At 64.0% G+C, this 22,491-nt stretch carries 21 protein-coding genes; 12 read left to right on the top strand and 9 right to left on the bottom strand.

From position 1 onward, the window contains the following. The first annotated feature begins 51 nt into the window (after positions 1–51). The 5 genes from PCQ86_RS14700 to moaD all read left to right on the top strand — a co-directional run bounded on the left by PCQ86_RS14700 (position 52) and on the right by moaD (position 4,991). The gene (locus PCQ86_RS14700) at positions 52–1,413 is read left to right on the top strand and encodes a homoserine dehydrogenase (RefSeq protein WP_123675925.1); all 1,362 of its coding nucleotides are present in this window, start codon (positions 52–54) and stop codon (positions 1,411–1,413) included. Between the two features lie 15 nt (positions 1,414–1,428). Further along, the gene (gene thrC / locus PCQ86_RS14695) at positions 1,429–2,859 is read left to right on the top strand and encodes a threonine synthase (RefSeq protein WP_270174084.1); all 1,431 of its coding nucleotides are present in this window, start codon (positions 1,429–1,431) and stop codon (positions 2,857–2,859) included. A 79-nt stretch (positions 2,860–2,938) separates the two neighbouring features. Continuing rightward, positions 2,939–3,490, top strand: a complete 552-nt coding sequence (gene mobB / locus PCQ86_RS14690) for a molybdopterin-guanine dinucleotide biosynthesis protein B (protein ID WP_103737464.1) — start codon at positions 2,939–2,941, stop codon at positions 3,488–3,490. After that, complete coding sequence (locus tag PCQ86_RS14685; protein WP_270174083.1) at positions 3,487–4,731, top strand: molybdopterin molybdotransferase MoeA; 1,245 nt, start codon at positions 3,487–3,489, stop codon at positions 4,729–4,731. The genes mobB and PCQ86_RS14685 overlap by 4 nt, the downstream gene beginning before the upstream one ends. Continuing rightward, positions 4,728–4,991, top strand: a complete 264-nt coding sequence (gene moaD, locus PCQ86_RS14680) for a molybdopterin converting factor subunit 1 (RefSeq protein WP_047349457.1) — start codon at positions 4,728–4,730, stop codon at positions 4,989–4,991. The genes PCQ86_RS14685 and moaD overlap by 4 nt, the downstream gene beginning before the upstream one ends. Before the next feature lie 6 nt (positions 4,992–4,997). On the opposite strand, the gene PCQ86_RS14675 is transcribed toward moaD, so the two are convergent. The 3 genes from PCQ86_RS14675 to PCQ86_RS14665 form a co-directional block, all read right to left on the bottom strand. Next, positions 4,998–5,327, bottom strand: a complete 330-nt coding sequence (locus PCQ86_RS14675) for a hypothetical protein (RefSeq protein ID WP_011806322.1) — start codon at positions 5,325–5,327, stop codon at positions 4,998–5,000. A gap of 78 nt (positions 5,328–5,405) precedes the next feature. After that, positions 5,406–5,546, bottom strand: coding sequence for a DUF3149 domain-containing protein (locus PCQ86_RS14670; protein WP_015913920.1), 141 nt, complete (start codon positions 5,544–5,546; stop codon positions 5,406–5,408). 112 nt (positions 5,547–5,658) lie between these two features. Then, positions 5,659–5,913: a hypothetical protein gene (locus tag PCQ86_RS14665; RefSeq protein WP_047349459.1), complete on the bottom strand. Its 255-nt coding sequence runs from the start codon at positions 5,911–5,913 to the stop codon at positions 5,659–5,661. A gap of 66 nt (positions 5,914–5,979) precedes the next feature. On the opposite strand from PCQ86_RS14665, the gene moaE reads away from it, so the two are divergent. The 3 genes from moaE (at position 5,980) to PCQ86_RS14650 (ending at position 9,498) form a co-directional block, all read left to right on the top strand. Further along, the gene (gene moaE / locus PCQ86_RS14660) at positions 5,980–6,456 is read left to right on the top strand and encodes a molybdopterin synthase catalytic subunit MoaE (RefSeq protein WP_135148588.1); all 477 of its coding nucleotides are present in this window, start codon (positions 5,980–5,982) and stop codon (positions 6,454–6,456) included. A 68-nt stretch (positions 6,457–6,524) separates the two neighbouring features. Beyond that, positions 6,525–9,128 carry an ATP-dependent chaperone ClpB gene (gene clpB / locus PCQ86_RS14655; protein WP_011806319.1) on the top strand — a complete coding sequence of 868 codons (2,604 nt, stop codon included), beginning with the start codon at positions 6,525–6,527 and terminating at the stop codon, positions 9,126–9,128. A 64-nt stretch (positions 9,129–9,192) separates the two neighbouring features. Continuing rightward, on the top strand, positions 9,193–9,498 hold the full coding sequence (locus tag PCQ86_RS14650; RefSeq protein WP_270174082.1) for a hypothetical protein: 306 nt from the start codon (positions 9,193–9,195) through the stop codon (positions 9,496–9,498). 83 nt (positions 9,499–9,581) lie between these two features. Here PCQ86_RS14650 and PCQ86_RS14645 read toward each other — a convergent pair whose 3' ends face one another. Further along, positions 9,582–9,983 (bottom strand): GFA family protein, encoded by a 402-nt coding sequence (locus PCQ86_RS14645; RefSeq protein ID WP_270174081.1) that lies wholly within the window; start codon positions 9,981–9,983, stop codon positions 9,582–9,584. Positions 9,984–10,098: 115 nt separating this feature from the next. Here PCQ86_RS14645 and PCQ86_RS14640 point away from each other — a divergent pair, with 115 nt between their 5' ends. The 4 genes from PCQ86_RS14640 (at position 10,099) to PCQ86_RS14625 (ending at position 14,499) form a co-directional block, all read left to right on the top strand. Continuing rightward, on the top strand, positions 10,099–11,535 hold the full coding sequence (locus tag PCQ86_RS14640) for a coniferyl aldehyde dehydrogenase (protein WP_270174080.1): 1,437 nt from the start codon (positions 10,099–10,101) through the stop codon (positions 11,533–11,535). A 155-nt stretch (positions 11,536–11,690) separates the two neighbouring features. Beyond that, complete coding sequence (locus PCQ86_RS14635; protein WP_015913914.1) at positions 11,691–12,212, top strand: GNAT family N-acetyltransferase; 522 nt, start codon at positions 11,691–11,693, stop codon at positions 12,210–12,212. A gap of 8 nt (positions 12,213–12,220) precedes the next feature. Continuing rightward, complete coding sequence (locus PCQ86_RS14630; RefSeq protein ID WP_270174079.1) at positions 12,221–13,393, top strand: class I SAM-dependent methyltransferase; 1,173 nt, start codon at positions 12,221–12,223, stop codon at positions 13,391–13,393. A 95-nt stretch (positions 13,394–13,488) separates the two neighbouring features. Continuing rightward, positions 13,489–14,499 carry a tRNA dihydrouridine synthase gene (locus PCQ86_RS14625; RefSeq protein ID WP_270174078.1) on the top strand — a complete coding sequence of 337 codons (1,011 nt, stop codon included), beginning with the start codon at positions 13,489–13,491 and terminating at the stop codon, positions 14,497–14,499. Here PCQ86_RS14625 and PCQ86_RS14620 read toward each other — a convergent pair. The 5 genes from PCQ86_RS14620 to PCQ86_RS14600 all read right to left on the bottom strand — a co-directional run bounded on the left by PCQ86_RS14620 (position 14,459) and on the right by PCQ86_RS14600 (position 22,490). Further along, a complete protein-coding gene (locus PCQ86_RS14620; protein ID WP_442874429.1) occupies positions 14,459–16,189 on the bottom strand; it encodes a phospholipase D-like domain-containing protein in 1,731 nt (576 codons plus the stop codon). The genes PCQ86_RS14625 and PCQ86_RS14620 overlap by 41 nt on opposite strands. A gap of 122 nt (positions 16,190–16,311) precedes the next feature. After that, positions 16,312–17,403 (bottom strand): bifunctional diaminohydroxyphosphoribosylaminopyrimidine deaminase/5-amino-6-(5-phosphoribosylamino)uracil reductase RibD, encoded by a 1,092-nt coding sequence (gene ribD, locus PCQ86_RS14615; protein WP_442874428.1) that lies wholly within the window; start codon positions 17,401–17,403, stop codon positions 16,312–16,314. A 52-nt stretch (positions 17,404–17,455) separates the two neighbouring features. Beyond that, positions 17,456–17,920: a type IV pilin protein gene (locus PCQ86_RS14610; protein ID WP_270174075.1), complete on the bottom strand. Its 465-nt coding sequence runs from the start codon at positions 17,918–17,920 to the stop codon at positions 17,456–17,458. After that, on the bottom strand, positions 17,920–21,630 hold the full coding sequence (locus tag PCQ86_RS14605) for a pilus assembly protein (protein ID WP_270174074.1): 3,711 nt from the start codon (positions 21,628–21,630) through the stop codon (positions 17,920–17,922). The genes PCQ86_RS14610 and PCQ86_RS14605 overlap by 1 nt, the downstream gene beginning before the upstream one ends. Before the next feature lie 50 nt (positions 21,631–21,680). Then, positions 21,681–22,490 (bottom strand): pilus assembly PilX family protein, encoded by an 810-nt coding sequence (locus PCQ86_RS14600; protein ID WP_088886296.1) that lies wholly within the window; start codon positions 22,488–22,490, stop codon positions 21,681–21,683. Position 22,491: the final 1 nt, after the last annotated feature.

Genomic DNA, 22,491 nt, shown 5'->3' with positions numbered 1-22,491 from the left:
CTGGCGCCCGTCAATAGGGCGCTGGAGCCTTTTTTGACGGGTAACCCTGATATGAAACCGATCCAAGTGGGCCTGCTGGGCATTGGCACCGTGGGCAGCGGCGTGTTCAACGTCCTGTCGCGCAACCAGGAAGAAATCCGCCGCCGCGCCGGCCGCGGCATCGAGATTGCTTGTGTGGCCGACCTGGACACCGCCCGCGCACGCTCCATCGTGGGCGAGAACGCCCGCGTGGTGGGCGACGCACGCGAAGTGATCGCCAACCCTGAGATCGACATCGTGGTCGAGCTGATCGGCGGCTACGGCATCGCCAAGCAGCTGGTGCTGGAGGCGATCGCCGCCGGCAAGCATGTCGTGACGGCCAACAAGGCCCTGCTGGCCGTGCATGGCACGGAGATCTTCAAGGCCGCGGCCGAGAAGGGTGTGGTGGTCGCCTACGAGGCGGCGGTGGCCGGCGGCATCCCGATCATCAAGGCGCTGCGCGAAGGCCTGGCGGCCAACCAGATCCAGTGGGTGGCCGGCATCATCAACGGCACCACCAACTTCATCCTGTCCGAGATGCGCGACAAGGGCCTGGACTTCGACGTGGTGCTCAAGGAAGCGCAAGCGTTGGGCTACGCCGAGGCCGACCCCACCTTCGACATCGAGGGCGTGGACGCCGCGCACAAGGCCACCATCATGAGCGCCATCGCCTTCGGCATTCCGGTGCAGTTCGACAAGGCCTACGTGGAGGGCATCACCAAGTTGTCCGCCGTCGATATCCGCTATGCCGAGCAACTGGGCTACCGCATCAAGCTGCTGGGGATCGCCAAGCGCCGCCAGGGCGACGCGACCAAGCGCACGCCCGATGGCGTGGAGCTGCGCGTGCACCCCGCGCTGGTACCGGCCAAGCGCCTGATCGCCAATGTCGAAGGCGCGATGAACGCCGTGGTGGTGCACGGGGACGCCGTGGGCACCACGTTGTACTACGGCAAGGGCGCGGGCAGCGAGCCCACCGCCAGCGCCGTGATCGCCGACCTGGTGGACATCACTCGCCTGATCGAGGCCGACCCCGCGCACCGCGTGCCGCCGCTGGCCTTCCAGAGCCACACGCTGCGCGAGGCGGGGCAGGAGCTGCCCGTGCTGCCCATGGCCGACGTGGTCACCAGCTACTACCTGCGCATCCGCGTGGCCGACGAGGCCGGCGTGCTGGCCAAGATCACCGGCATCCTTGCCGGCGCGGGCATCAGCATCGACGCCGTGCTGCAGCGCGAGGCCGACGAGGTGGGCGGCGAAGGCAGCACGCAGACCGACCTGATCATCCTCACGCACGACACGCGCGAGGGCGACATGGACGCCGCGCTCGCCCAGATCCAGGGCCTGCCCACGGTGCTGGCCAGCATCACGCGCATCCGCAAGGAAGAGCTCAACAACTAAGAGGGGCTGCACGCCATGCTGTACCTGTCCACCCGCGGCCACGCGGACCGCAAGCATTTCTGCGACATCCTGCTCGAAGGCCTGGCGCCCGACGGCGGCCTGTACCTGCCCGAGCGCTACCCGCAGATCAGCGACGCCGAGCTGACCGCGCTGCGTACCGCCTATCACACGCAAGGCTATGCCGAACTGGCCTTCCGCATCCTGTCGCTGTACATCGACGACATCCCGCCCGCGGACCTGAAGCGCCTGTGCGAGAAGACGTACACCGCCGAAGTGTTCGGTACGGGCGAGATCGTGCCGCTGCGCCACCTGGAAGACGGCCTGTGGATCGAGGCCCTGTCCAACGGCCCCACGCTGGCCTTCAAGGACATGGCCATGCAACTGCTGGGCAACCTGTTCGAGTACGAGCTGGCCCGCCGTGGCGAGCAGCTCAACATCCTGGGCGCCACCAGCGGCGACACCGGCAGCGCGGCCGAGTACGCCATGCGCGGCAAGCAGGGCGTGCGCGTGTTCATGACCAGCCCGCACGGTCGCATGAGCCCGTTCCAGCAAGCGCAGATGTTCAGCCTGCAGGACGCGAACATCCACAACCTGGCCATCGAAGGCGTATTCGACGACTGCCAGGACATCGTCAAGGCGGTGAGCAACGACCACGCGTTCAAGGCCCAATACAAGATCGGCACCGTCAACTCGATCAACTGGGCGCGCCTGCTGGCGCAGGTGGTGTACTACTTCGCGGGCTACATCCAGGCGACGGAGACGAACGGCCAGAAGGTCAGCTTCACCGTGCCCAGCGGCAACTTCGGCAACATCTGCGCCGGCCATGTGGCGCGCCAGATGGGCCTGCCGATCGACCGCCTGATCGTTGCCACCAACGAGAACGACGTGCTCGACGAGTTCTTCCGCACCGGCGCCTACCGCGTGCGCGGCGCGGCCGACACGCACGAGACCAGCAGCCCCAGCATGGACATCAGCAAGGCCAGCAACTTCGAGCGTTTCGTGTTCGACCTGCTGGGGCGCAATGCGGAGCGCACGCGCGAGCTGTTCGCCGAGGGCGTGGCCAAACAGGGCTTCTTCGACCTGGGGAGCGACCCCGTGTTCCGAGACGCACGCGCCAAGTACGGCTTCGAGAGCGGCAAGAGCACGCACGCCGACCGCCTGGCCACCATCCGCGACACGTACGAGCGCTTCGGCCAGATCATCGATACCCACACCGCCGACGGCGTGAAGGTGGCGCGCGAGCACCGTGGCGACCCCGCCGTGCCCGTGATCGTGCTGGAGACGGCCCTGCCCATCAAGTTCGCCGAGACCATCCAGGAAGCCCTGGGCCGCGCACCCGAGCGCCCGGCCAGGTTCGAGGGCATCGAGCAATTGCCCAAGCGCCTGCAGGTGCTGGCGGCCGATGCCGAGCAGGTCAAGGCCTATATCGCAGCCCATTGCGATTAGGGATCAAATCGGCCTCTGGCGCTTATCCATCAAGCGCTGGTAGCTATTAATAGATGAGTGAAACTGAAGGAGTGTCGGAATGAAGGTGGTTGGCTTTGCCGGCTATTCAGGCAGCGGCAAGACCACGCTGGTGGAGCAGCTGATTCCCGAACTGCGCCTGCATGGCCTGCGCGTGTCGGTGGTCAAGCATGCGCACCATAAGTTCGACATCGACCATGTGGGCAAGGACACCTGGCGCCACCGCGAGGCCGGCGCCTACGAAGTGGCCGTGGCCTCCGACCGGCGCATGGCGCTGATGCGCGAATTCGAGCAGGAGCACACGCCCAGCGTGCACGAACTGCTGGCGGAGCTGGATCCGCGCGTGGACTGGGTGCTGGTGGAAGGCTTCAAGGAAAGCGACCTGCCCAAGATCGAGATCTGGCGCGCCGCATCACCCGATTACCGCGAACGGCCCGCACTCTATCCGCACGATCCCTGCATCGTCGCCGTGGCCACCGACGCGCCGCTGCCGCCGGTGGCCACCGCGCTGCCGGTGCTCAACCTGGACGACCCTCACGCCGTGGTGCAATGGCTGCTGGCACAGGGCGCGCGTTTTGACTATGTGCCCGACCGGGCGGAGGCCTGCGAATGAAACCCCAAGCGCGTGCACCCCTCAAGCCACTGGACGAAGCCCTGGCCGAACTGCTGGCGCAGGCCGCCCCGCTGGCAGGCACCGACACCGTCAACACCTTCGACGCCGACGGTCGCGTGCTCGCGCAGGCCGCCACCTCGCCGCTGCAGGTGCCGCCCACCGACAACAGCTCGATGGACGGCTACGCCGTGCGCTGCGCCGACGTGCCGGCAGCGGGGGTGGAGTTGCCGGTGGCGCAGCGTATTCCCGCGGGCGCCTTCGGCGTGCCGCTGGCGGCGGGGACGGCGGCGCGCATCTTCACGGGCGCGCCGGTGCCCGAGGGGGCCGATGCCATCGTGATGCAGGAAGACTGCGAGGCGCTCGACGGGGATCGCGTGCGCGTGAATGCCGTACCGGCCCAGGGTCAGTGGATTCGGCGCGCGGGCGAGGACATCACCCGGGGTGCTGAGGTGCTGGCCGCTGGCACGCGCCTCACTCCCGCAGAGCTGGGCCTGGCTGCCAGTATCGGCTTGGGCACCCTGCAGGTGGCGCGCCGGCCCCGCGTGGCGCTTTTTTCCACGGGCGACGAACTCGTCATGCCGGGTGATGTGCCGCCCGCGCAGATGAAGCCCGGCGCCATCTACAACAGCAACCGTTTCTTCCTGCGCGCCATGCTGCTGCGCCTGGGCTGCGAGGTGAGCGACCTGGGCATCGTGCCCGACCGGCGCGAGGCCACCGTGGCCGCGCTGCGCGAGGCTGCTCAGGGACATGACCTGATCCTGACCAGCGGCGGCGTGAGCGTGGGCGAGGAAGACCACATCAAGCCGGCGGTGGAGCGCTTGGGCACGCTGCATCTCTGGCAGATCGCCATGAAGCCGGGCAAGCCCTTCGCCTACGGCCAGATTCCCCACGCGGGCGGCAGTGCACACTTCATGGGCCTGCCGGGTAACCCCGTGTCCAGCTTCGTCACCTTCGGCCTGCTGGTGCGCCCCTTCCTGTTGCGCCTGCAGGGCGTGCGTGATGTTGCTCCTAAAGCGATAGCTGCTACGGCTGGATTCAACTGGCCCCGGGCCGATAAACGCCGTGAATTCCTGCGCGTGCGCCAGGGCGCCGATGGCACGCTGGAACTGTTTCCCAACCAAAGCTCGGGCGTGCTTACCTCGGCCGCCTGGGCGGACGGCGTGGTGGACAACCCCGCCGGCCAGACCATTGCGCGCGGCGACACCGTGCGCTTCCTGCCATTTGCGGAGTTGCTATCATGACCACGCCCTTCACGATCACGGTGCGCTACTTCGCCTCCATCCGCGAGGCCGTGGGCACGGGGCAGGAGACGGTGCAGACCGGCGCCACCACGCTGGGCGCCTTGCGCGATGAACTCATCGCCCGTGGCGAGCCCTGGGCCACCTGCCTCTCGCGCGGGCGCGCCGTGCGCGTGGCCCTCGACCAGACCATGGCGCATGACGCCACGCCGCTGGCGGCAGGCGCCGAGGCGGCGTTCTTTCCGCCCGTCACGGGCGGCTGACGGCGTTCAAGGCTGCTGCACCGCCAGGGCGGGCAGCTCGGGGCTGCGCCACCCCAGCAACTCGGCCAGGCGCAGCGTGATCCAGCGCGCCTCGGCCGGGGTCACGCCCGCGTCCGGACCGGCCAGGCCGGCGTGGATGCCCAGCAGCACTCCTTCTTCTGACCGCGCACCGCCGTGGTACAGCTGCTGCGCCTGTTCCACCAAGTGGCAGGCCAGGTCCTCGCACCACTCGTAGCGCGCCCGCACCTCGGCGGCAGGCGCCTGCAGGCGTGCGCGTGTGTCGCTGTACAGCGCGATGAAGGAGGGCGGGACCAGGATCTGGTTGTCGTCGTGCATCCGCCTATTGTCTGGCACGGCGCAAAAACAAAGGCGCCGCTCCTGGTGGAGACAGCACCTGCGCGGGTATGGAGTGGATCAGCGCTTCTGCTGTGCCGGGGGCGCATCGTTGCGCGTGAACAGCCAGACGAAGAAGCCCCCCATGCACAGCATGAAACCGATGCCTATGGCGCTGAACAGACCCACCTCGGTGGTGAAGAGTTGCTTGAGCAGTTGCATGGCGTTTTTCCTCCGTCGTTATGTGATGGAGCCATTGCAGCGCAGCCCGGCGGGAGTCCCTTTGAGACAAGTCAAAAATCCGGGTATACCCCACTATTGTCGTCAAGTACCTTCAATCAGGCACGAACAGGCGCTCAAAGCGCTGCTGGTCGCCTTCCAGCTCGAAGGTCACGAGCTGGCCCATCTTCGCGTCAGCCTTGCGGTGGGCGGAGAACAGGCTGTAGCGGCCCGCCAGGTCGAAGCTGGGCAGATCGACCAAGGCATAGGGGTGGGGCACGAAAGTCTGGAACTCAAACACCACACGGTGCGCATTGCGCGGCGAGGGGTAGAGCAGGTAGTCGTCGGTGGTGATGGTCTGCAGGGCCATGGTGTGCAAGTGTGGGGTGGGCGTTAAAGTGCCGTCAATTCCGCAATTCTGCCGCTGACCACTGCCATGCACCGCGTTTCCATCCAGACCCATGACTTCGACGTTTCCACCGAGCTGGCGGCGCTGCGTGCGCGGGACGCGCGCGTGGGGGCGGTGTGCTGCTTCGTGGGCACGGTGCGCGACCGCAACGAAGGGGACAGCGTGGCCTCCATGGAGCTGGAGCACTACCCGGGCATGACCGAGAAATCCATCGAGGCCATGGTGGATGCGGCGTTTGCACGTTTTAACCTCTATGGCGTGCGCGTGATCCACCGCGTGGGGCTGCTCGCGCCCATGGACCAGATCGTGATGGTGGCCGTGACCTCGGCGCACCGTGGCGAGAGCTTTCAGGCCTGCGAGTTCGTCATGGACTACCTCAAGACCCAGGCGCCGTTCTGGAAGAAGGAGCAGACGCCGGAGGGTGCGCGCTGGGTGGATGCGCGCGTGAGCGACGATGCGGCGCTGGCGCGCTGGGGCATCGCCGCGCCGCCCCAGGTGGGCTGACTTTTATCGTCCGGCGGCTTGAAATCGAGGCCCCGGAGCCCTAGCTAGTGACAAGTTGGAGGTTTCACATGCGTCTCGATAAATTCACCACGAAGTTCCAAGAAGCGCTGTCTGATGCACAGTCGCTGGCCCTGGGACATGACAACGCCTACATAGAGCCCGTGCACATGCTGGTGGCCATGCTGCGCCAGGATGAAGGCCCGCGCGCGCTGCTGCAGCGTGCCGGCGCCAATGTGCCGGGCCTGCTGGCCGCGGCCGAGGCCGCCGTCAAGCGCCTGCCCCAGGTGCAGGGCCAGGACCAGGTGCAGGGCAGCCCCGAGCTGGGCCGTGTGCTGCAGGCCACCGAGAAGGAGGCCATCAAGCGCGGCGACCAGTTCATCGCCAGTGAGTTGTTTTTGCTGGCGCTGGTCGACAGCAAGGGCGAGGCCGCGCAGCTGGCCAAGGACAACGGCGTGACCCGCAAGAGCCTGGAGGCGGCCATCGATGCCGTGCGCGGCGGCCAGAAGGTGGACAGCGCCGAAGCCGAGGGCCAGCGCGAGGCGCTGAAGAAATACACGCTGGACCTGACCGAGCGCGCCCGCCAGGGCAAGCTGGACCCGGTGATCGGCCGCGACGACGAGATCCGCCGCGTCATCCAGGTGCTGCAGCGGCGCAGCAAGAACAACCCCGTGCTGATCGGCGAGCCCGGCGTGGGCAAGACCGCCATCGTCGAGGGGCTGGCCCAGCGCATCGTCGAGGGCGAGGTGCCCGAGACGCTGAAGAACAAGCGCGTGCTGGTGCTGGACATGGCCGGCCTGCTGGCGGGTGCCAAGTACCGCGGCGAGTTCGAGGAACGCCTGAAGTCCGTGCTGAAGGAAGTGGCGCACGAGGAAGGCCGCATCATCCTCTTCATCGACGAGATCCACACCATGGTCGGCGCCGGCAAGGCCGAAGGCGCCATGGACGCGGGCAACATGCTGAAACCCGCACTGGCGCGCGGCGAGCTGCACTGCATCGGCGCGACCACGCTGGACGAGTACCGTAAGTACATCGAGAAGGACGCGGCGCTGGAGCGGCGCTTTCAGAAGGTGCTGGTGGACGAGCCCAGCGTGGAAGACACCATCGCCATCCTGCGCGGCCTGCAGGTGCGCTACGAGGCGCACCACGGCGTGGACATCACCGACCCGGCCATCGTCGCCGCGGCCGAGCTGTCGCACCGCTACATCACCGACCGTTTTTTGCCTGACAAGGCCATCGACCTGATCGACGAGGCCGCGGCCAAGATCAAGATCGAGATCGACTCCAAGCCCGAGTCGATGGATAAGCTCGAGCGCCGCATGATCCAGCTCAAGATCGAGCGCGAGGCGATGAAGAAAGAGACCGATGAGGCCTCGCAAAAACGCCTGCAGCTCATCGAGGAAGAGTTGGGCAATGTGGAGCGCGAGTACGCCGATCTGGAAGAGGTCTGGAAAGCCGAGAAGGCCAGCGCGCAGGGCTCTGAGCAGATCCGCAAGGACATCGATGCCATCCGCACACAGATCGACGACCTGAAGCGCAAGGGCGACTTCAACAAGGTCGCCGAGCTGCAGTACGGCACGCTGCCAGAACTGGAAAAGCGCCTGAAGGAAGCGCAGGACAGCGAGGCCGGCGGCACGGGCACCAAGCACAAGCTGCTGCGCACCCAGGTGGGTGCCGAGGAAATCGCCGAGGTGGTCAGCCGCGCCACCGGCATTCCCGTGGCCAAGATGATGCAGGGCGAGAAGGACAAGCTGCTGCACATGGAGGAGAAGCTGCACGAGCGCGTGGTGGGCCAGGACGAGGCGATCTCCGCCGTGGCCAATGCCATCCGCCGCTCGCGCTCGGGCCTGTCGGACCCCAACCGGCCGCTGGGCAGCTTCCTGTTCCTGGGGCCCACGGGCGTGGGCAAGACCGAGCTGTGCAAGGCGCTGGCCGGGTTCCTCTTCGACAGTGAAGAGCATCTGGTGCGCATCGACATGAGCGAGTTCATGGAAAAGCATAGCGTCGCGCGCTTGATTGGTGCGCCTCCCGGCTATGTGGGCTATGAAGAGGGCGGCTACCTGACCGAGGCCGTGCGCCGCAAGCCCTACAGCGTGCTGCTGCTGGATGAGGTGGAAAAGGCCCACCCCGACGTGTTCAACGTGCTGCTCCAGGTGCTGGACGACGGACGCCTGACCGATGGCCAGGGGCGCACCGTGGATTTCAAGAACACGGTGATCGTGATGACCAGCAACATTGGCTCGCACCTGATCCAGGCCATGGTGGGCCAGGATGCTGAGGACATCAAGGAAGCCGTGTGGGGGGAACTCAAGGGCCATTTCCGTCCCGAATTCCTCAACCGCATCGACGAGACGGTGGTGTTCCACGGGCTGGATGCCAAGCACATCGAAGCGATTGCACGCATTCAGTTGCGTCTGCTGGAGGCGCGGCTGGCCAAAATGGACCTGACCCTGCAGGTGTCGCCGGCCGCGATGGGCGAACTGGCCAAGGTGGGGTTCGACCCGGTGTTCGGGGCGCGTCCGCTCAAGCGGGCCATCCAGCAGCGCATCGAGAACCCGCTGTCCAAGCTGCTGCTGGAGGGCCGCTACCCGCCCAAGAGCGTGATTCCGGTGGATGTCGATCCTGTGACAGACCCAGGGGTATTCCACTTCGGCGAAGCCCGCCCCGCGGGGTGAGGTCTACCATTGAACGAGGGCGCGGGCCTTTCCCGCGCTCTCATCTGCCAAAAAGGGGCATGGTTTGAACGAAATTGTGGCCGGCGCGATCCGGTGGACGTTGCGGCTCGTGGTCGTCGCCATGGGTGCGCTTTTTTTCCTCAGTCTGATGGCCGCGGCCGCCGTTCTGGCACTCGTGTGGGGCGCACGCGCCGTGTGGGCGCGCCTCACGGGCCGCCCGGTCATGCCCTGGGCCATGCGCATGAACCCGCGCGAGGGGTGGAGCACCGTGTACCGCAGCACGGCGCGCTGGACGGCGCCCGGCCCGACGGCGCATGCCCCGCAGCGCAGCACGGACGTCACCGACGTCGTGCCGCGCGAAGTGCATTGATTGCTATTGAAAAATGAGATGCTTGCGCTTGCTGGATAAGCGCTGGAGGCTTAAAAGGCTATAACACTCTTTGCCCCGCGCATTCAGCCGTTGGGCGGCCCGTATTGCGCGATCACCTGTTGCTCGGTGAGCGTCGGCGTCTGGTTCGCGAAGGCGTACGCGGGCTTCTTGTCGATGTAGATCTGGCTGGCCAGTTCGAAGTCCTGCGTCTCGAAGGCCCCGGCGGGAATGAAATATTCGCCCGTCGCCAGCAGCTTGTAGTACAGGTGTGTTCCGCAGCGCGTGCAGAAGGCCCGCTGTGCCCAATCAGAGGACGCATACACGCCGATATGCTCCTCACCCGTGAACTCCACCTCCGGCCCGCAATGCACGGCCAGCAGCGGCCCGCCACCCCAGCGGCGGCAGAAGCCGCAATGGCAGGCGCCGATTTCCTTGGCCGCGGGGGACGTGAAGTGGACTGCGCCGCAAAGACAATGACCGTTCATCTCGTGTTCCTTTCAAGCGGGAGGGCAGGGGCGCATCTTACGGGGGCAGGGCGGCAACACAATGTCACGCGCGGCTCGGTCTGGCGGTGGGGTGGCGAGCCCTATCATGCACGGCATGAGCCCTGATGACATCCGCCACCTGTTCGACCTCCAGCGCCAAGCCAGCCGCGCCCACCCCGATGTGCCCTTGATGGTGCGTCGAGAGCGCTTGCTGCGGCTGTCCAAGATGCTGGACGAACATGGGCCGGTGCTGGCAGCGGCGGTGCAGGCGGACTTTGGCATGCGCTCACAGCGCCTGACGGAGGTGGCCGACCTTTTCGTGCTGCGCGCGGAACTGGGGCACACGCTCAGGCATCTGGCGCGCTGGAGTCGGCGCACCAAGGTGCGCACGCCGCTGTTCCTACAGCCCGCACGCGGCTGGATCGAGCGCCAGCCGCTGGGCGTGGTGGGCATCATCTCGCCGTGGAACTACCCGGTGCAGCTGGCGCTGGGGCCGGCCATTGGTGCGCTGGCCGCGGGCAACCGGGTGATGCTCAAGCCCAGCGAGCTCACGCCCCACACTTCGGCGCAAATTGCAGCGCTGGTGGCGCAGTTCTTCGCGCCCGAGGAGTTCTGCGTGGTGCAGGGTGATGCGGCCACGGCGGCGTTGATTGCCTCGCTGCCCTTCGACCACTTGGTGTTCACCGGGTCGACGGCCGTGGGCCGCAAGGTTGCGCAGGCTGCGGCCGCCAATCTCACGCCGACCACGCTGGAGCTGGGCGGCAAGTCGCCGTGCATCATCGATGCGGACTGCGACATGCAGGAGGCCGCGCTCAAGATCGCCCACGGCAAGCTGCTCAACGCGGGCCAGACCTGCATCGCACCCGACTACGTGCTGCTGCCGCGTGGCAACGAGGCGGCCTTTGCCGAAGCGTTCCGCGTGGCGGTGGCGCGGCTGTTTCCGTACTTCGAGGGCAACCCGGACTACGCCTCCATCATCAGCACGCGCCACCTCGCGCGGCTGCGCACCATGCTGCAGCAGGCCCAGACGCACGGGGCGGAGGTACACGTGCTGCAACCCGTGCCGGGCGCACCCCCGCCACCGCCTCCGGGTATCGGCGACGGGGTGGGGCGGCAGATGGCGCCAACGCTGGTGTTCGGTGCCAGCCCGAACATGCAGCTCATGCAGGAAGAGATCTTCGGGCCCGTGCTGCCCGTGCTCAGCTACGAGCGCCTGGACGATGCCATTGCCCACATCAACGCCCACCCGCGTCCGTTGGCGCTGTATTGGTTCGGGCGCAGCGAGGCGGTGCGCGACGATGTGCTGCGGCGCACCGTGAGTGGCGGCGTCTCGGTGAACGACACGCTGATGCACATCGCGCACGACGCGCTGCCTTTTGGCGGCGTGGGTGACAGCGGCTGGGGCGCCTACCATGGCGAGGCCGGCTTTCTGCGCTTTTGCCACCAGAAGTCGGTGCTGGCGCAGTCGCGCTGGTCGCTGGGACACCTGCTATACCCGCCCTATGGCGCGCGTTTCGACCAGGTAATGGCGCTGCTGCGCCGCCTGATGTAGCGCGGCGTGGCCGTGGCATGTGCGCTATGCCACAGATGGCCGCGTTTGCGTGCAATGGCGGGGTTGGCAAGGTGGAAACTGCGGGGCATGAGAGGCGAAGCGGCATTTGCGCGAAAATGCTGGGTTTTTCGCTTTTCACCTGCTTTCGTTTTCCCATGTCCAGTATCCAGGTTCGTCCCGCCACCCTTCGCGATGCCAAAGCCATTGCCCAGGTTCATACCTCCGCCGCGTTGGAAGCTTACCGAGGGCTGCTGCCTGACGATCAGTTGAAGTCCATGTCGTCCGTCGAGAAGCGCCAAGCCTACTGGCGCGAGGCGATCGAGTATTGCGAGCCCCAGGTCCAGGTGGCCGTGGACGGCGACAAGATCGTTGGTTTCGTCGGCTTCGACCGCTCGCGTGATGAAAAGACGCGCAACACCACCGGTGAAATCTGGGCCATCTACGCGGCCCCCTCGCATTGGAACAAGGGTGTGGGCGTGGCCCTGTGGGACGCCGCGCGCGACGGCCTGCACGAAGAGGGCTGCACCACCGTGACGGCCTGGGTGCCGCTGCGCAATGAGCGTGCCCTGCGCTTTCATGAACTTGCCGGCTTCAAGCGCGAGATGACGACCGCCAAGACCGCCGTGGTCGGCGGCGTGAAGATCGAGGAAGTGCGCCTCAAGCGCCCGATCAACTGAGCCCCGCCATGATCCACTGGAGCGAACACGGCGAGGACCGCAGCGCGCCGTGGCGCTCCGAAAGCGGCGCCAGCGCGCCGCGCCGGGTGGTGTTGGCTGACGACACGCTGGCTGCCGACGCCGCCTATCGCCTGGTATGCGAAGGCACGGGCCTGCTGTGGCGCGGCGACTTTCAGAACGCGCGCCATCTGCTGGACGCGCTCAAGCGCCGTATCGAACGTCCGCGCAAGAGCGGCAAAGGCGGTCGGAACAGCGCCGTGCCCGCGGCGGAGTTCCCGCACGCCTTTCATTTGCATCGCCAGGTGCAGGCACAGCGCGCCCGCCTGCTGGGGCTGCTGCTGATCGAGCTGCAGCCCGACTGGCGCATCGCCCTGCGCCGCGCGCCCGACTGGCGCGCGGCCTGCGCCGAGGCCTGGGGCCCGGCGCTGCAGGAGTCCACCATTGTCTCGCTGCGCGAGTTGCTGGGCGCCGTGGGGGCGCACGAATGGCGCCGCAAGGGCGTGGATGTGCCCGCTCTGGGCGCACGCATTTACCCGCATTACGGCGTGTTTTCGCCCGTGCGGGGCGAGTATGTGGACCTGGTCGCCCAGGCCCCGCTGCCGCCGGGTGCGGATGCGCTCGCTTTCGAGATCGGCACCGGCACCGGCGTGCTGGCCGCCGTGCTAGCACGGCGTGGCGTGGCCCGCGTGGTGGCGACCGAGTTGGACCCGCGTGCCCTGGCCTGCGCGCGGGACAACCTGACGCGGCTGGGCCTGGAGGACCGCGTGCAGCTGCTGCAGACCGATCTGTTCCCGCCCGCGACCACCTTCGGGCGGGCGCCACTCATCGTCTGCAACCCGCCCTGGTTGCCGGCCAAGGCCAGCGCGCCCATCGAGCGCGCGGTGTATGACGAAGACAGTCGCATGCTGCGTGGTTTTCTGACGGGGCTGCCTGCGCACCTGGCGCCGCACGGCGAGGGATGGCTCATCCTGTCGGATCTGGCGGAGCATTTGCGCCTGCGCACCCGCGACGCACTGCTGGGCTGGATTGGCACCGCGGGGTTGCGGGTGCTGGGCCGCCACGACATCCGCCCGAGCCACGCCAAGGCCACCGCCGGTGGCGATGCACTGGCCGGCGCGCGCGCGGCCGAGGTCACGTCGCTGTGGCGCCTGGGTTTGGCGAGTCCGACGCAACAGTCCTGAATCGCATGCGCTCGGGCGATATGACGCTCCTGTTTTTATAGCTTACAGCGCTTGAACAGTAAGCGCTAGAGGCTTGTTTGACCCATAAACTGCTGATGAGCACGCCCGCACCACTGCTGCTCGCCCCCATGGAAGGGCTGCTCGACTTCGTGCTGCGCGACGTGCTCACACGGGTGGGCGGGGTGGACCGCTGTGTGTCCGAGTTCATCCGCGTCACCGGCAGCCTGCTGCCGGACAAGGTGTTCCTGCGTTACATACCCGAGCTGAACCACGGCGGCCGCACGCTGGCAGGGGTGCCCGTGCGGGCGCAGCTGCTGGGATCGGACCCGGTCAGCATGGCCGAGAACGCGGCCCGGCTGGCAGAGCTGGGTCCGGAAGGCATTGACCTGAACTTTGGTTGCCCCGCCAAGACGGTGAACCGCCATGGGGGTGGCGCGGCCCTGTTGCGCGAGCCCGAGCGCATCGCGGCGGTGGTGGAGGCGGTGCGCCGCGCCGTGCCCGCGCATGTACCGGTGTCCGCCAAGATGCGCCTGGGCTACGACGATGCAGGCCTGGCGCGTGAATGCGCGCAGGCCATGGCACGCGGCGGCGCCTGCGAGCTGGTGGTGCATGCGCGCACGAAGGCCGACGGCTACCGCCCGCCCGCGTACTGGGAGCAGATCCCCGCGATTCGCGAGGCGGTGGGCATTCCGGTGGTGGCCAACGGCGAGATCTGGACCGTGCAGGACGCACTGCGGTGCCGCAGCGTGTCGGGCTGCGACGCTCTTATGCTGGGCCGCGGCATCGTGGCAGACCCGGGCCTGGCACTGTCTATCCGCGCGCACGACCGCGGTGCGCCTGCACAGGGCCTACCCTGGGAAGACCTGCTGCCGCACATGGCGCGCTTCTGGCATCTGGTGTGCGACGACCTGGAGCCGCGCCAGCGCGCCGGCCGGCTCAAGCAGTGGCTGAACCTGCTGCGCCGCCGTTACCCACCGGCGCAGGCCGCGTTCGACGAGGTGCGCGTGATGACCGACCAGCAGGCCATTACCGCGTGGGTGGCGCGCGTCTGCGCTGGGGCATCTGTCACAGCAGGTGGTCGGGCGCCAGCGGCCCCAGCAGCTTGAGCAACAGCCGCAAGGCCAGGCTGCTGTCGGGGTCGGTGTGCGTATCCTCCAGGCCGCTGCCCTGCGGCGCGCGCCAGACCAGGTCACCGTCGGCGCTGCGTTGCAGGTGCCACGCCCCCTCGCGCATGGCGGTGTCGATCTGCTGCGCAGCTTCGGCGGCCAGGGCGCGGCTGCGAATCAGCAGGGCGATCTCGGTGTTGTGCAGCTGGGAGCGCAGATCCAGGTTCATGGAGCCGACCACCACCATGCGGCCGTCCACGACCATGACCTTCGAATGCAGCATGGAGCGCGAAGCCCCCGCCGCGCTGGCGCCCGAACTGCCAAAGGCCGAGCGCAGGCCGGCCTGCTCGCTGCGCAGTTCGTACAGCTCCACACCCATGGCCAACAGGTCTTCGCGGTGGCGGGCATAGCCCACGTGGGCAATGGGCGCGTCATTGGACGCTAGCGAATTGGTGAGCAACCGCACACGCACGCCGCGCTGGCGCGCACGTGCAAAGGCGCGCTTCATGTCGTCGCCTGGAACGAAGTAGGGTGAGATGATGAGCAGCTCGCGCCTTGTACGGTCCATGAGGGTGAGCAGCCCGTCCACCACCGTGTCCCCGCTGGACACGGGCGCTGCGGGCGCCGGCGGTGCCTGGGGCGTGTCGCTGGCTTCCGGATGGGCGCCCGGCGTTGTGCCCGCGCGTATCGCGGCCGATGGTGGCGGTTCGTCACCCTCCAGCGGAATCTTGGTCGGCTCGTCCACCAGCATGGCGGCGGGCGCCCATATGAAATCGACGGTGCGCAGGTCCATGGGCTGCGTGTCCCACTGGGGCGATGAGGCGCTGGGGCTGTCTGCAGGGGTGGTGGAGCCGGGCGAGCCGGCTTCCGCGCCTGCCTTCTCGCCACTGCTGCGCACCTGCGCACGCAAACGGTCCAGCTCTTCTCGGCTGACGAGCGACTGCACGGGATAGGCGCGCGGGTTGTTCCAGTAGCTGTCAAAACTGCGCGACATGTCGGCCACGATGGGGCCGACGGCCAGCACGTCCAGGTCAACAAAATTCTCGGCCTCTGCCTTGCCGAAGTACGCGTCGCCCAGGTTGCGCCCTCCGGTTACGCCCATCATGTTGTCGGCCAGGAACAGCTTGTTGTGCATGCGCTGCTGCACACGCGAAAAATCGCTGACCGCGCCCCACATCCGGCCCAGGAACGATGCGCGGGGGCCCGCCACCGGGTTGAACATGCGCATTTCGATGTTCGGCTCGAACGCCATGCGCATGACCAGCGCGTTGCGCCCCGTGCTGTGAAAGTCATCGAGCAGGATGCGCACGCGTACGCCACGCCGCGCCGCGCCCACCACGCTGCGCAGCAGGTGCGCGGAGCTGGCATCGGCATGGATGGCGTAGTACTGCAGGTCCAACGTCTTTTGGGCCGACTGCACCAGCGCGAGCCGGCTGCCATAGGCCTCCTGCGGGCCGCTCAAGAGGGAGAATCCTGACGCATGGCGGGCGCCTGCCTTCTGGCGCAGCTGTTGCACCATGGTGGCTAACTCCGTAGGCTCGCCCGCCGTGTCCAACGCCGTGGATACGGGCCGGTCCACATCCTTGGGCAACCCACCGCAACCGCCGAAGGACAGGACCAGCAAAGCCATGATCGGCCAGCGCGACCAGGTGCGATGGCGAAGGTGGCGGAGCAGGTCTATGAAGGACATCGAACGCAATAAAGTGAGGTGACGACAGGGGTATAGCGCGAAACTCGGCAGCGCGACTGTCGGACAACGGCATGCAAGCACGAGGGCGTGTGGCGCATCGCCTGGAACGCGCAGGACGGGATTCAGAAGTCCGCGCGCCCCGCGATGCGGGCCACCACCCGTAGATCGGGCCCCACCTGCTGCACGGTTTGGAATTGCATCGGAATCCCATCGGCCAGCGTCTGCAACGGCCCCCAGTTGGACAGGCCCTGGGCTCCCTGGCCCAGCATGAGCGGGGCCAGATAGAGCAGCAGCTCATCCACGAGCCCTTCCCGCAGGAAGGAGCCGTTGAGCTTGTGACCGGCCTCCAGGTGCAGTTCATTCACGCCTTCGCGGGCCAGGTCGCGCAACAGGGCGGGCAGATCCACCTTGCCCTGGTCATTGGGCAGTTCGGTGATCGTGGCGCCACGTGCCCGCAGCGCTGCGGCGCCACCGGCATCTGGCCGGGCGGTGTAGATCAGTACACGCCGGTCGGCAACGTCGAACAGCCGGGCATTCGCAGGCGTCTGCAGCAGGCTGTCGACAATCACCAGATGCGGCTGGCGTGGGGTGGCGATCTCCCGCACATCCAGGCGCGGATCGTCCGCCAACACGGTGCCGATGCCTGTCAACACGGCGCAGGCGCGGGCACGCCAGGCATGCCCGTCGGCACGGGCCGCCGGGGACGTGATCCATTGGCTGGTGCCATTGGCCAATGCGGTCACGCCATCCAGCGAGGCCGCGGCCTTCATGCGCACCCAGGGGATGCCGCGCACCATGCGGCTGAAGAAGCCGATATTCAGTTCGCGCGATTGCGTACCGCCGGGGCCCACCTCCACCTGCACTCCCGCAGCCCTCAGCCGCGCGAACCCTTGACCCGCCACCAGCGGATTGGGGTCGGCGATGGATGCCACTACGCGTGCAATCCCGGCCTGAATGAGCGCATCGCAACAGGGGCCGGTGCGCCCCTGGTGTGCGCACGGCTCCAGCGTGACGTATGCGGTGGCGCCGCGCACGTCGCATCCCCGCGCGGCTGCGTCACGCAAGGCCATCACCTCGGCATGGGGTGCCCCTGCGCGCTGGGTAAAGCCCTGGCCCAGCATGTTGCCGTTAACGTCGGTGATGACGCATCCCACGCGGGGGTTGGGATTGGAAAGAAAAAGCGCCTGGGCGGCGAGCCCAAGCGCTTGGTTCATGGAGGGAGAAATCTCAGTCATGGCGCCGTGATGGTAGCGCCCCGGGCTGAATTTATTTGCCCCAGCAGTCAGGGTCGTAGCCGCTCTCTCCGGACTTCTTACCGGCGGCTCCTCGCACGCCGGTATTGCTGAGGGTATAGGTGCCGCATTTGTCCCCTGTCTGTGCGCCTTTGGGTGTCGCCGTCAATACATAGGCTGCGGTGGTATTGCCTGCTTGAAAGGCAATGTTGTAGCGCTTGGTGTTATCGGCGGTCCACGTGAGGGCGCTTGGCAGGCTGGTGGGGTAGGTCCCGGTGGCAGTGGCTGCCCGTTCCAGCCATTGTTGTACCTGTAATAGCCCTGCGCGCGCATCAGCGCGATGACCACGTCGTACATATTCTGTATAGCTGGGGTAGGCAATAGCCGAAAGGATTCCTACCACAGCCACCACAATCATTAATTCAATGAGCGTAAAACCTTGAGCCAAACGCCTGTTGAAAGGGTGCCTAGAACCATTTGCCATATCGTATCTTTCCATCACTTCAGTTGTCGCCAGCCGGGTCGCAGCGTCAGCTCAGGTAACTTGGCGAGTTTATCTACTTTGCCATCATTACCCTGCCGGATCTGTTTGTCTCTGGTAGCGAACCGTAGTTCCTTGCTCGAGGCTGTCATGCGTGCATAGCCTCCATCATTTGCGGGGGTATAGGCTCCATCTCCATTCACATCCATGATGGGTGGTTTAGCCGGCGAGCCGGTTGCAATATTAATGAGCGTGCGAAAGGGTTGAGCGGCCTGAGGCTGCGGCGCACAAACTTCCTCGCCGCTGGCAGTGGCGCTGCCAGACGCGGGCTTCTCACTGATGATTTCCAGTATGTTACTGCCGTCGTAAAAATCGAAGCCGGAGGTCACCCGCTCGCCAGCTACGGGCAGATCCATGTACCAGCCTTTCTTGGCTGTGCAACTGCCGCTCACACCTTCGCAAGAGTAAATGACTTCTGTATTGGAGAGTTTCCAGAACGACCTACCTGCGCTGACACCTGTGCCTGCAGTGCCGCTGCCGGTGCCATTCGTGACGGATTCTGCTTGCAAGTCGCTGCGCCCCCCTACCGTGCTCGGTGTGGGATCGGACGTTTTCACTTTGACCTTACCCTTGTTTGTGCCCGTGCTTTCAACTTCATAGCGAGTGTTGTCCAGTATGGAATACACCGTTTGTGTGGAAGTGTCTGTGCGATCGGGTTCGGTCAGGTTTTGGCCGGTTCCAAATGCCACCATCAGGCCACCAATGGAGCGGTTCGGCCGCAGTACAGGGGGTGCCGTAATGGGTTGCCGGCTAGAACTTCCAGTTGAATTTGTGTAAGTAGCTCTGAAAAGAGGGTTGCCACTGAACGCGACGTGCCAGTCGTTAGCCGATCCGCTCGAAATGTCAAATTTCCACATGTTGCCACGCAGATCGCCGGCATAAACGAAATCTGGTGTTCCGTCCCCATTTACATCCAGGAATTGGGGCGTGGATAGCCCATTGCCCACTGCCTCATCTGCGTGCACGGTAGGGGTGGAATCTTTATCAGCCGCGATGATTTTCTTAAGAGACTTGTCTCCATCCAGGTATTGAACGAGCAATACGGGACGCTCATTGATACTGTTATAACCATTGCCAGTAATAAGTGCCCACCGACCATTATTGGTTCGGGTGATCTGCAATGCACGTTGCTGATTGCTTTCGGCAACCACAGGACTGCCAAAAATATGACCAATGTCAGGGTCGGCATTCGAGTCTGCAGGTTTGCTGGGTGGCAACGCATCCGTGGATGGGGCGGCTGTCTTGTCCATCACTACCAGGTCTGCGGCATTGGCTTCCGTGAAATTGGTTGCCGGCGCGGCAGTACCTGTATAGGCGGAGTCTGGACCCGATCGGGTCACGTCGAGCACAAAGTAGCCCCGACCGCCAGCACCTAAGGTACCGACAAGATAGGTGCGCCAATCTGCAGTGGTTGAGCCTAAATCAACATCACCCGTAAAAGGAGAGCCGTCTACGTAATACCTATGAGCGTAAGTCGGATCTGCTAATGCAGCCAGGTTCTGCACAACACCATGGGGTACATAAGCGATTTTTTCGGTTCCATCTTTGGCGGAAAAGCCATGCAACATTCCATCGTTGCCGCCCACATATACCATGGGCAAGCGACCTCGCTGGGTGTTTGCAAAGGCTTTATAACTGGAAGTCGCATATCCATTGGCAGGAGCGCCTACATACCAGATTGACGAATTGACAATGTCGCCCTGACGGCTTTTCCGATTACGAAACTCTCCGCCGCTTTGCCGAGCTTCTTTGGTACGGTCGCCACGGATGAAGTTAAGTCGGCTTTCACCCTTGCCGTCCCCGGCAATGGCCGTGGCAATCTGCGTGGTTGTTCCTGTACCTACGGTACCCTTGTTGAGCCACATACGCTGTGATGGCCCAGTTGTGGAGTCAGCCAGGTTGGACCATTTGAAGGAAACTCCCCCGGGGGTGGCGCTGTACTTGTCGTAGGTTAATATCAGACGATTATTGAGATTAGACGGGGAAATGGCATCAAGCTTGTCGGCGGTTGTAATATGCTTGTTGGTACCCGAGTGGGTGCCCCACTCCGCATTGGGAACAGAGGCGCCGGAGGTGGAAATGGAACTGGAGGTTACGTATCCATACCAACGATTATCATTAGAGTTTGCCTCGTCTGCGGCCGTGTAGCTCGTTTGATACGACTGCGTACCCACGCGACTTACTGAACCAGACGCAGAGGTAAATCCACTGATGGGTGCTGTCGTATCCACGATGATGTCATCGAAAATATCAGCAAAAACACTGGTGAGATCGCCGCCGGAGACCGGATAGAATTTGCCACGACTATTAATAGCCATATGCCACATCTCTTGCGGACGCAGGTTATCGTAGTTGCCATCTGCGGTAGATGAAGTAACGTCATCCCAAGTGGTCTTACCTGTCGCTAAATCAGAGAATCCAGCCCCATACATCCCGTCAAAAGTACCTCCGACCCATTGGGGCGAGGTTGTGGTGGCTTGGGGTAGATTGCTTGCACTTTTCCCGTAGCCGATGGTGTACTGCGTTAAGTGTTGCCACTCTGCAGTGTCGTTCCGGGGGTTCCAATATTCCTGATATGTGTTCGTTAAATTACCGCTGGTGAAAGTTTCACTCCCTGTTTTTCGAATTTTTGGTATAACTTCATTTTTGATGTCGAGTTGAAGATCTGTTGCCCAGAAGTAAAATGAAATATCTGCCAGGGTGGGGTATGCGTAATACGTGTACGTGTATTTTTCGCTGCCAGAGCGAGTGGTGACTATTCTAGTTCCGTAACCATCACGATAAATTTTGGTCTGATCCTGCGTGGTGTCGGCAGGTGGGGTGACAGAATATGCTTTAATGCCATACGGAGAGCCTGCGTATGTAGCACTGGCGGGGGCTGGCGTTGGTAATGCAGTTATGGATTTACCATCGTAATTGCGGACAGGCACGTCTGCTGGATTGCTGAGCGGCGGCGGATTCTTGCTCGTCGAGTTGCTTATGGTTCCCAGCAACATGTCATTCTTGAAAGATGTTCCGTCAAGCATGGAATTATCGAACTTGTAGTTCCAGCCGCCATCTGTCAAGAAAATGTGGTAAGACCGCCGGCAGGATAGCGGGGCGGGGTCTGCCGTTCCGGGAACAGCATTCCATGGGTTATTAACCCCGGTTGTTTGTAAATACTTCCCTGCATTCCATAACAATACGGGAGAGGGGGTGCTTCCAGTTGCTGTTAGCGCGTCCACCCATGTTCCAAAATTGCTCCTGTGGGTGCCGGTGAATTTTGCAATAGCATTTTTTCCATCGCAATTGCCATTGCTGGACGGAATATTGTTGCATGCGAATGATTGCCAGGCTAGGCGAAATTGGCCATCATATTTGGAATTATTGACCAGGGTATTTTTTAACCCGTCTTTTACCCATTTTATACGGCGGAGATCCTGCGAGCTGGTATAGCAACCTGTGTAGTAACTTCCGTTCGAATTTCCTATAACACTGCCATCCACGTCACAAAAATTCATGCTCCCCGATGTGTCCACCGACAGGATGACGTTTGGAATCGGTGCTTTATATGCCGTGCCTGCGGGGTATGAAACCAGGTTCAGGGGGGCTGCGGATAGTGTCGGAGCCCATATTGCTGCCATCAGGATGACGAGGGCTTTTCGTTGTGGGTGTTGATTAATTCGCATCGCGAGACTCCAGCGTAATTATGGGTAAATATGTGGATAATATTCGCTTATTACTCTGCAACCTGAAGCGATAGGGTAGATTGCAATACGACTTCGCTGCCGGCTTTATTGCCTCGGGCAAAAGCAGTAATTCGATAGACGAATAATTTCTTGCGGGATGGGGCAAAACGTTCCACGTTGGAGCCGGGAGGCATGCCTGCAATCAGGGAAATATTTGGATCGACGTAGGGCATGATTTCTACCCAATACCAAGCTCCTTTGCCGGCATTCCTATCGGCAAGGATAGGGTTGGCGGTGGCTTCAGCGCTGGCTCCTGTAAATTGGCCATATCGTGCCCCCACGCCGTCGGCAAGCATGGCGTTCAAAGTGGTGCTGTCGTTCCAAAAATCTTGCGCACCGGCACGTTTCTGGCAAATGCCCTTGTAGCACTTGATCGTTGGCTGCTTTATTTCGATCGTGGATAGCAGGTTTTCGAGGTCTTTGGTTTCAATGTCGAAATAGACTTCAGCGGCGGGTGTATCTGGAACTGGTGGCGTAGCGCTGGGGTCCCCTGGTTGTAAGGCAGGGCGGCAAAGATCGGAGTTGCCCCGTGTCGGAATGCATGCTCCCCCATCAGGGGTAACACCTCGAATATCGAATTCCGCATCTTGCAGCATGGCCTGTGCAGCCTCGAACGCACGGCGGTAATCGGCGTCATTGCCCACGACAATTTCGTTGAACAACGCACTGCGTGCGGCCCAAAGTGCCAGCAACATGGACAGCAGAACCAATACGATGACGACATACAAGGCTATACCGCGCTGGCGCTGACGCTGGCCGCGCAGGCTTAAGCGCGAGGGAAGGGTAGAAATGGTTTGCATG

Source organism: Diaphorobacter sp. ED-3, assembly GCF_027625375.1.
In the GTDB taxonomy this organism is placed as follows: Bacteria; Pseudomonadota; Gammaproteobacteria; order Burkholderiales; family Burkholderiaceae_C; genus Diaphorobacter; species Diaphorobacter nitroreducens.
This window is presented reverse-complemented; position numbering and strand designations above follow the sequence as displayed.

Excerpts from the sequence above, each read along its gene's own strand:
- PCQ86_RS14700 (WP_123675925.1), top strand. The coding sequence starts at position 52 with ATGAAACCGATCCAAGTGGGCCTGCTGGGCATTGGCACCGTGGGCAGC.
- thrC (WP_270174084.1), top strand. The coding sequence starts at position 1,429 with ATGCTGTACCTGTCCACCCGCGGCCACGCGGACCGCAAGCATTTCTGC.
- mobB (WP_103737464.1), top strand. The coding sequence starts at position 2,939 with ATGAAGGTGGTTGGCTTTGCCGGCTATTCAGGCAGCGGCAAGACCACG.
- PCQ86_RS14685 (WP_270174083.1), top strand. The coding sequence starts at position 3,487 with ATGAAACCCCAAGCGCGTGCACCCCTCAAGCCACTGGACGAAGCCCTG.
- moaD (WP_047349457.1), top strand. The coding sequence starts at position 4,728 with ATGACCACGCCCTTCACGATCACGGTGCGCTACTTCGCCTCCATCCGC.
- PCQ86_RS14675 (WP_011806322.1), bottom strand. The coding sequence starts at position 5,327 with ATGCACGACGACAACCAGATCCTGGTCCCGCCCTCCTTCATCGCGCTG.
- PCQ86_RS14670 (WP_015913920.1), bottom strand. The coding sequence starts at position 5,546 with ATGCAACTGCTCAAGCAACTCTTCACCACCGAGGTGGGTCTGTTCAGC.
- PCQ86_RS14665 (WP_047349459.1), bottom strand. The coding sequence starts at position 5,913 with ATGGCCCTGCAGACCATCACCACCGACGACTACCTGCTCTACCCCTCG.
- moaE (WP_135148588.1), top strand. The coding sequence starts at position 5,980 with ATGCACCGCGTTTCCATCCAGACCCATGACTTCGACGTTTCCACCGAG.
- clpB (WP_011806319.1), top strand. The coding sequence starts at position 6,525 with ATGCGTCTCGATAAATTCACCACGAAGTTCCAAGAAGCGCTGTCTGAT.
- PCQ86_RS14645 (WP_270174081.1), bottom strand. The coding sequence starts at position 9,983 with ATGAACGGTCATTGTCTTTGCGGCGCAGTCCACTTCACGTCCCCCGCG.
- PCQ86_RS14640 (WP_270174080.1), top strand. The coding sequence starts at position 10,099 with ATGAGCCCTGATGACATCCGCCACCTGTTCGACCTCCAGCGCCAAGCC.
- PCQ86_RS14635 (WP_015913914.1), top strand. The coding sequence starts at position 11,691 with ATGTCCAGTATCCAGGTTCGTCCCGCCACCCTTCGCGATGCCAAAGCC.
- PCQ86_RS14630 (WP_270174079.1), top strand. The coding sequence starts at position 12,221 with ATGATCCACTGGAGCGAACACGGCGAGGACCGCAGCGCGCCGTGGCGC.
- PCQ86_RS14625 (WP_270174078.1), top strand. The coding sequence starts at position 13,489 with ATGAGCACGCCCGCACCACTGCTGCTCGCCCCCATGGAAGGGCTGCTC.
- PCQ86_RS14620 (WP_442874429.1), bottom strand. The coding sequence starts at position 16,189 with ATGTCCTTCATAGACCTGCTCCGCCACCTTCGCCATCGCACCTGGTCG.
- ribD (WP_442874428.1), bottom strand. The coding sequence starts at position 17,403 with ATGAACCAAGCGCTTGGGCTCGCCGCCCAGGCGCTTTTTCTTTCCAAT.
- PCQ86_RS14610 (WP_270174075.1), bottom strand. The coding sequence starts at position 17,920 with ATGGAAAGATACGATATGGCAAATGGTTCTAGGCACCCTTTCAACAGG.
- PCQ86_RS14605 (WP_270174074.1), bottom strand. The coding sequence starts at position 21,630 with ATGCGAATTAATCAACACCCACAACGAAAAGCCCTCGTCATCCTGATG.
- PCQ86_RS14600 (WP_088886296.1), bottom strand. The coding sequence starts at position 22,490 with ATGCAAACCATTTCTACCCTTCCCTCGCGCTTAAGCCTGCGCGGCCAG.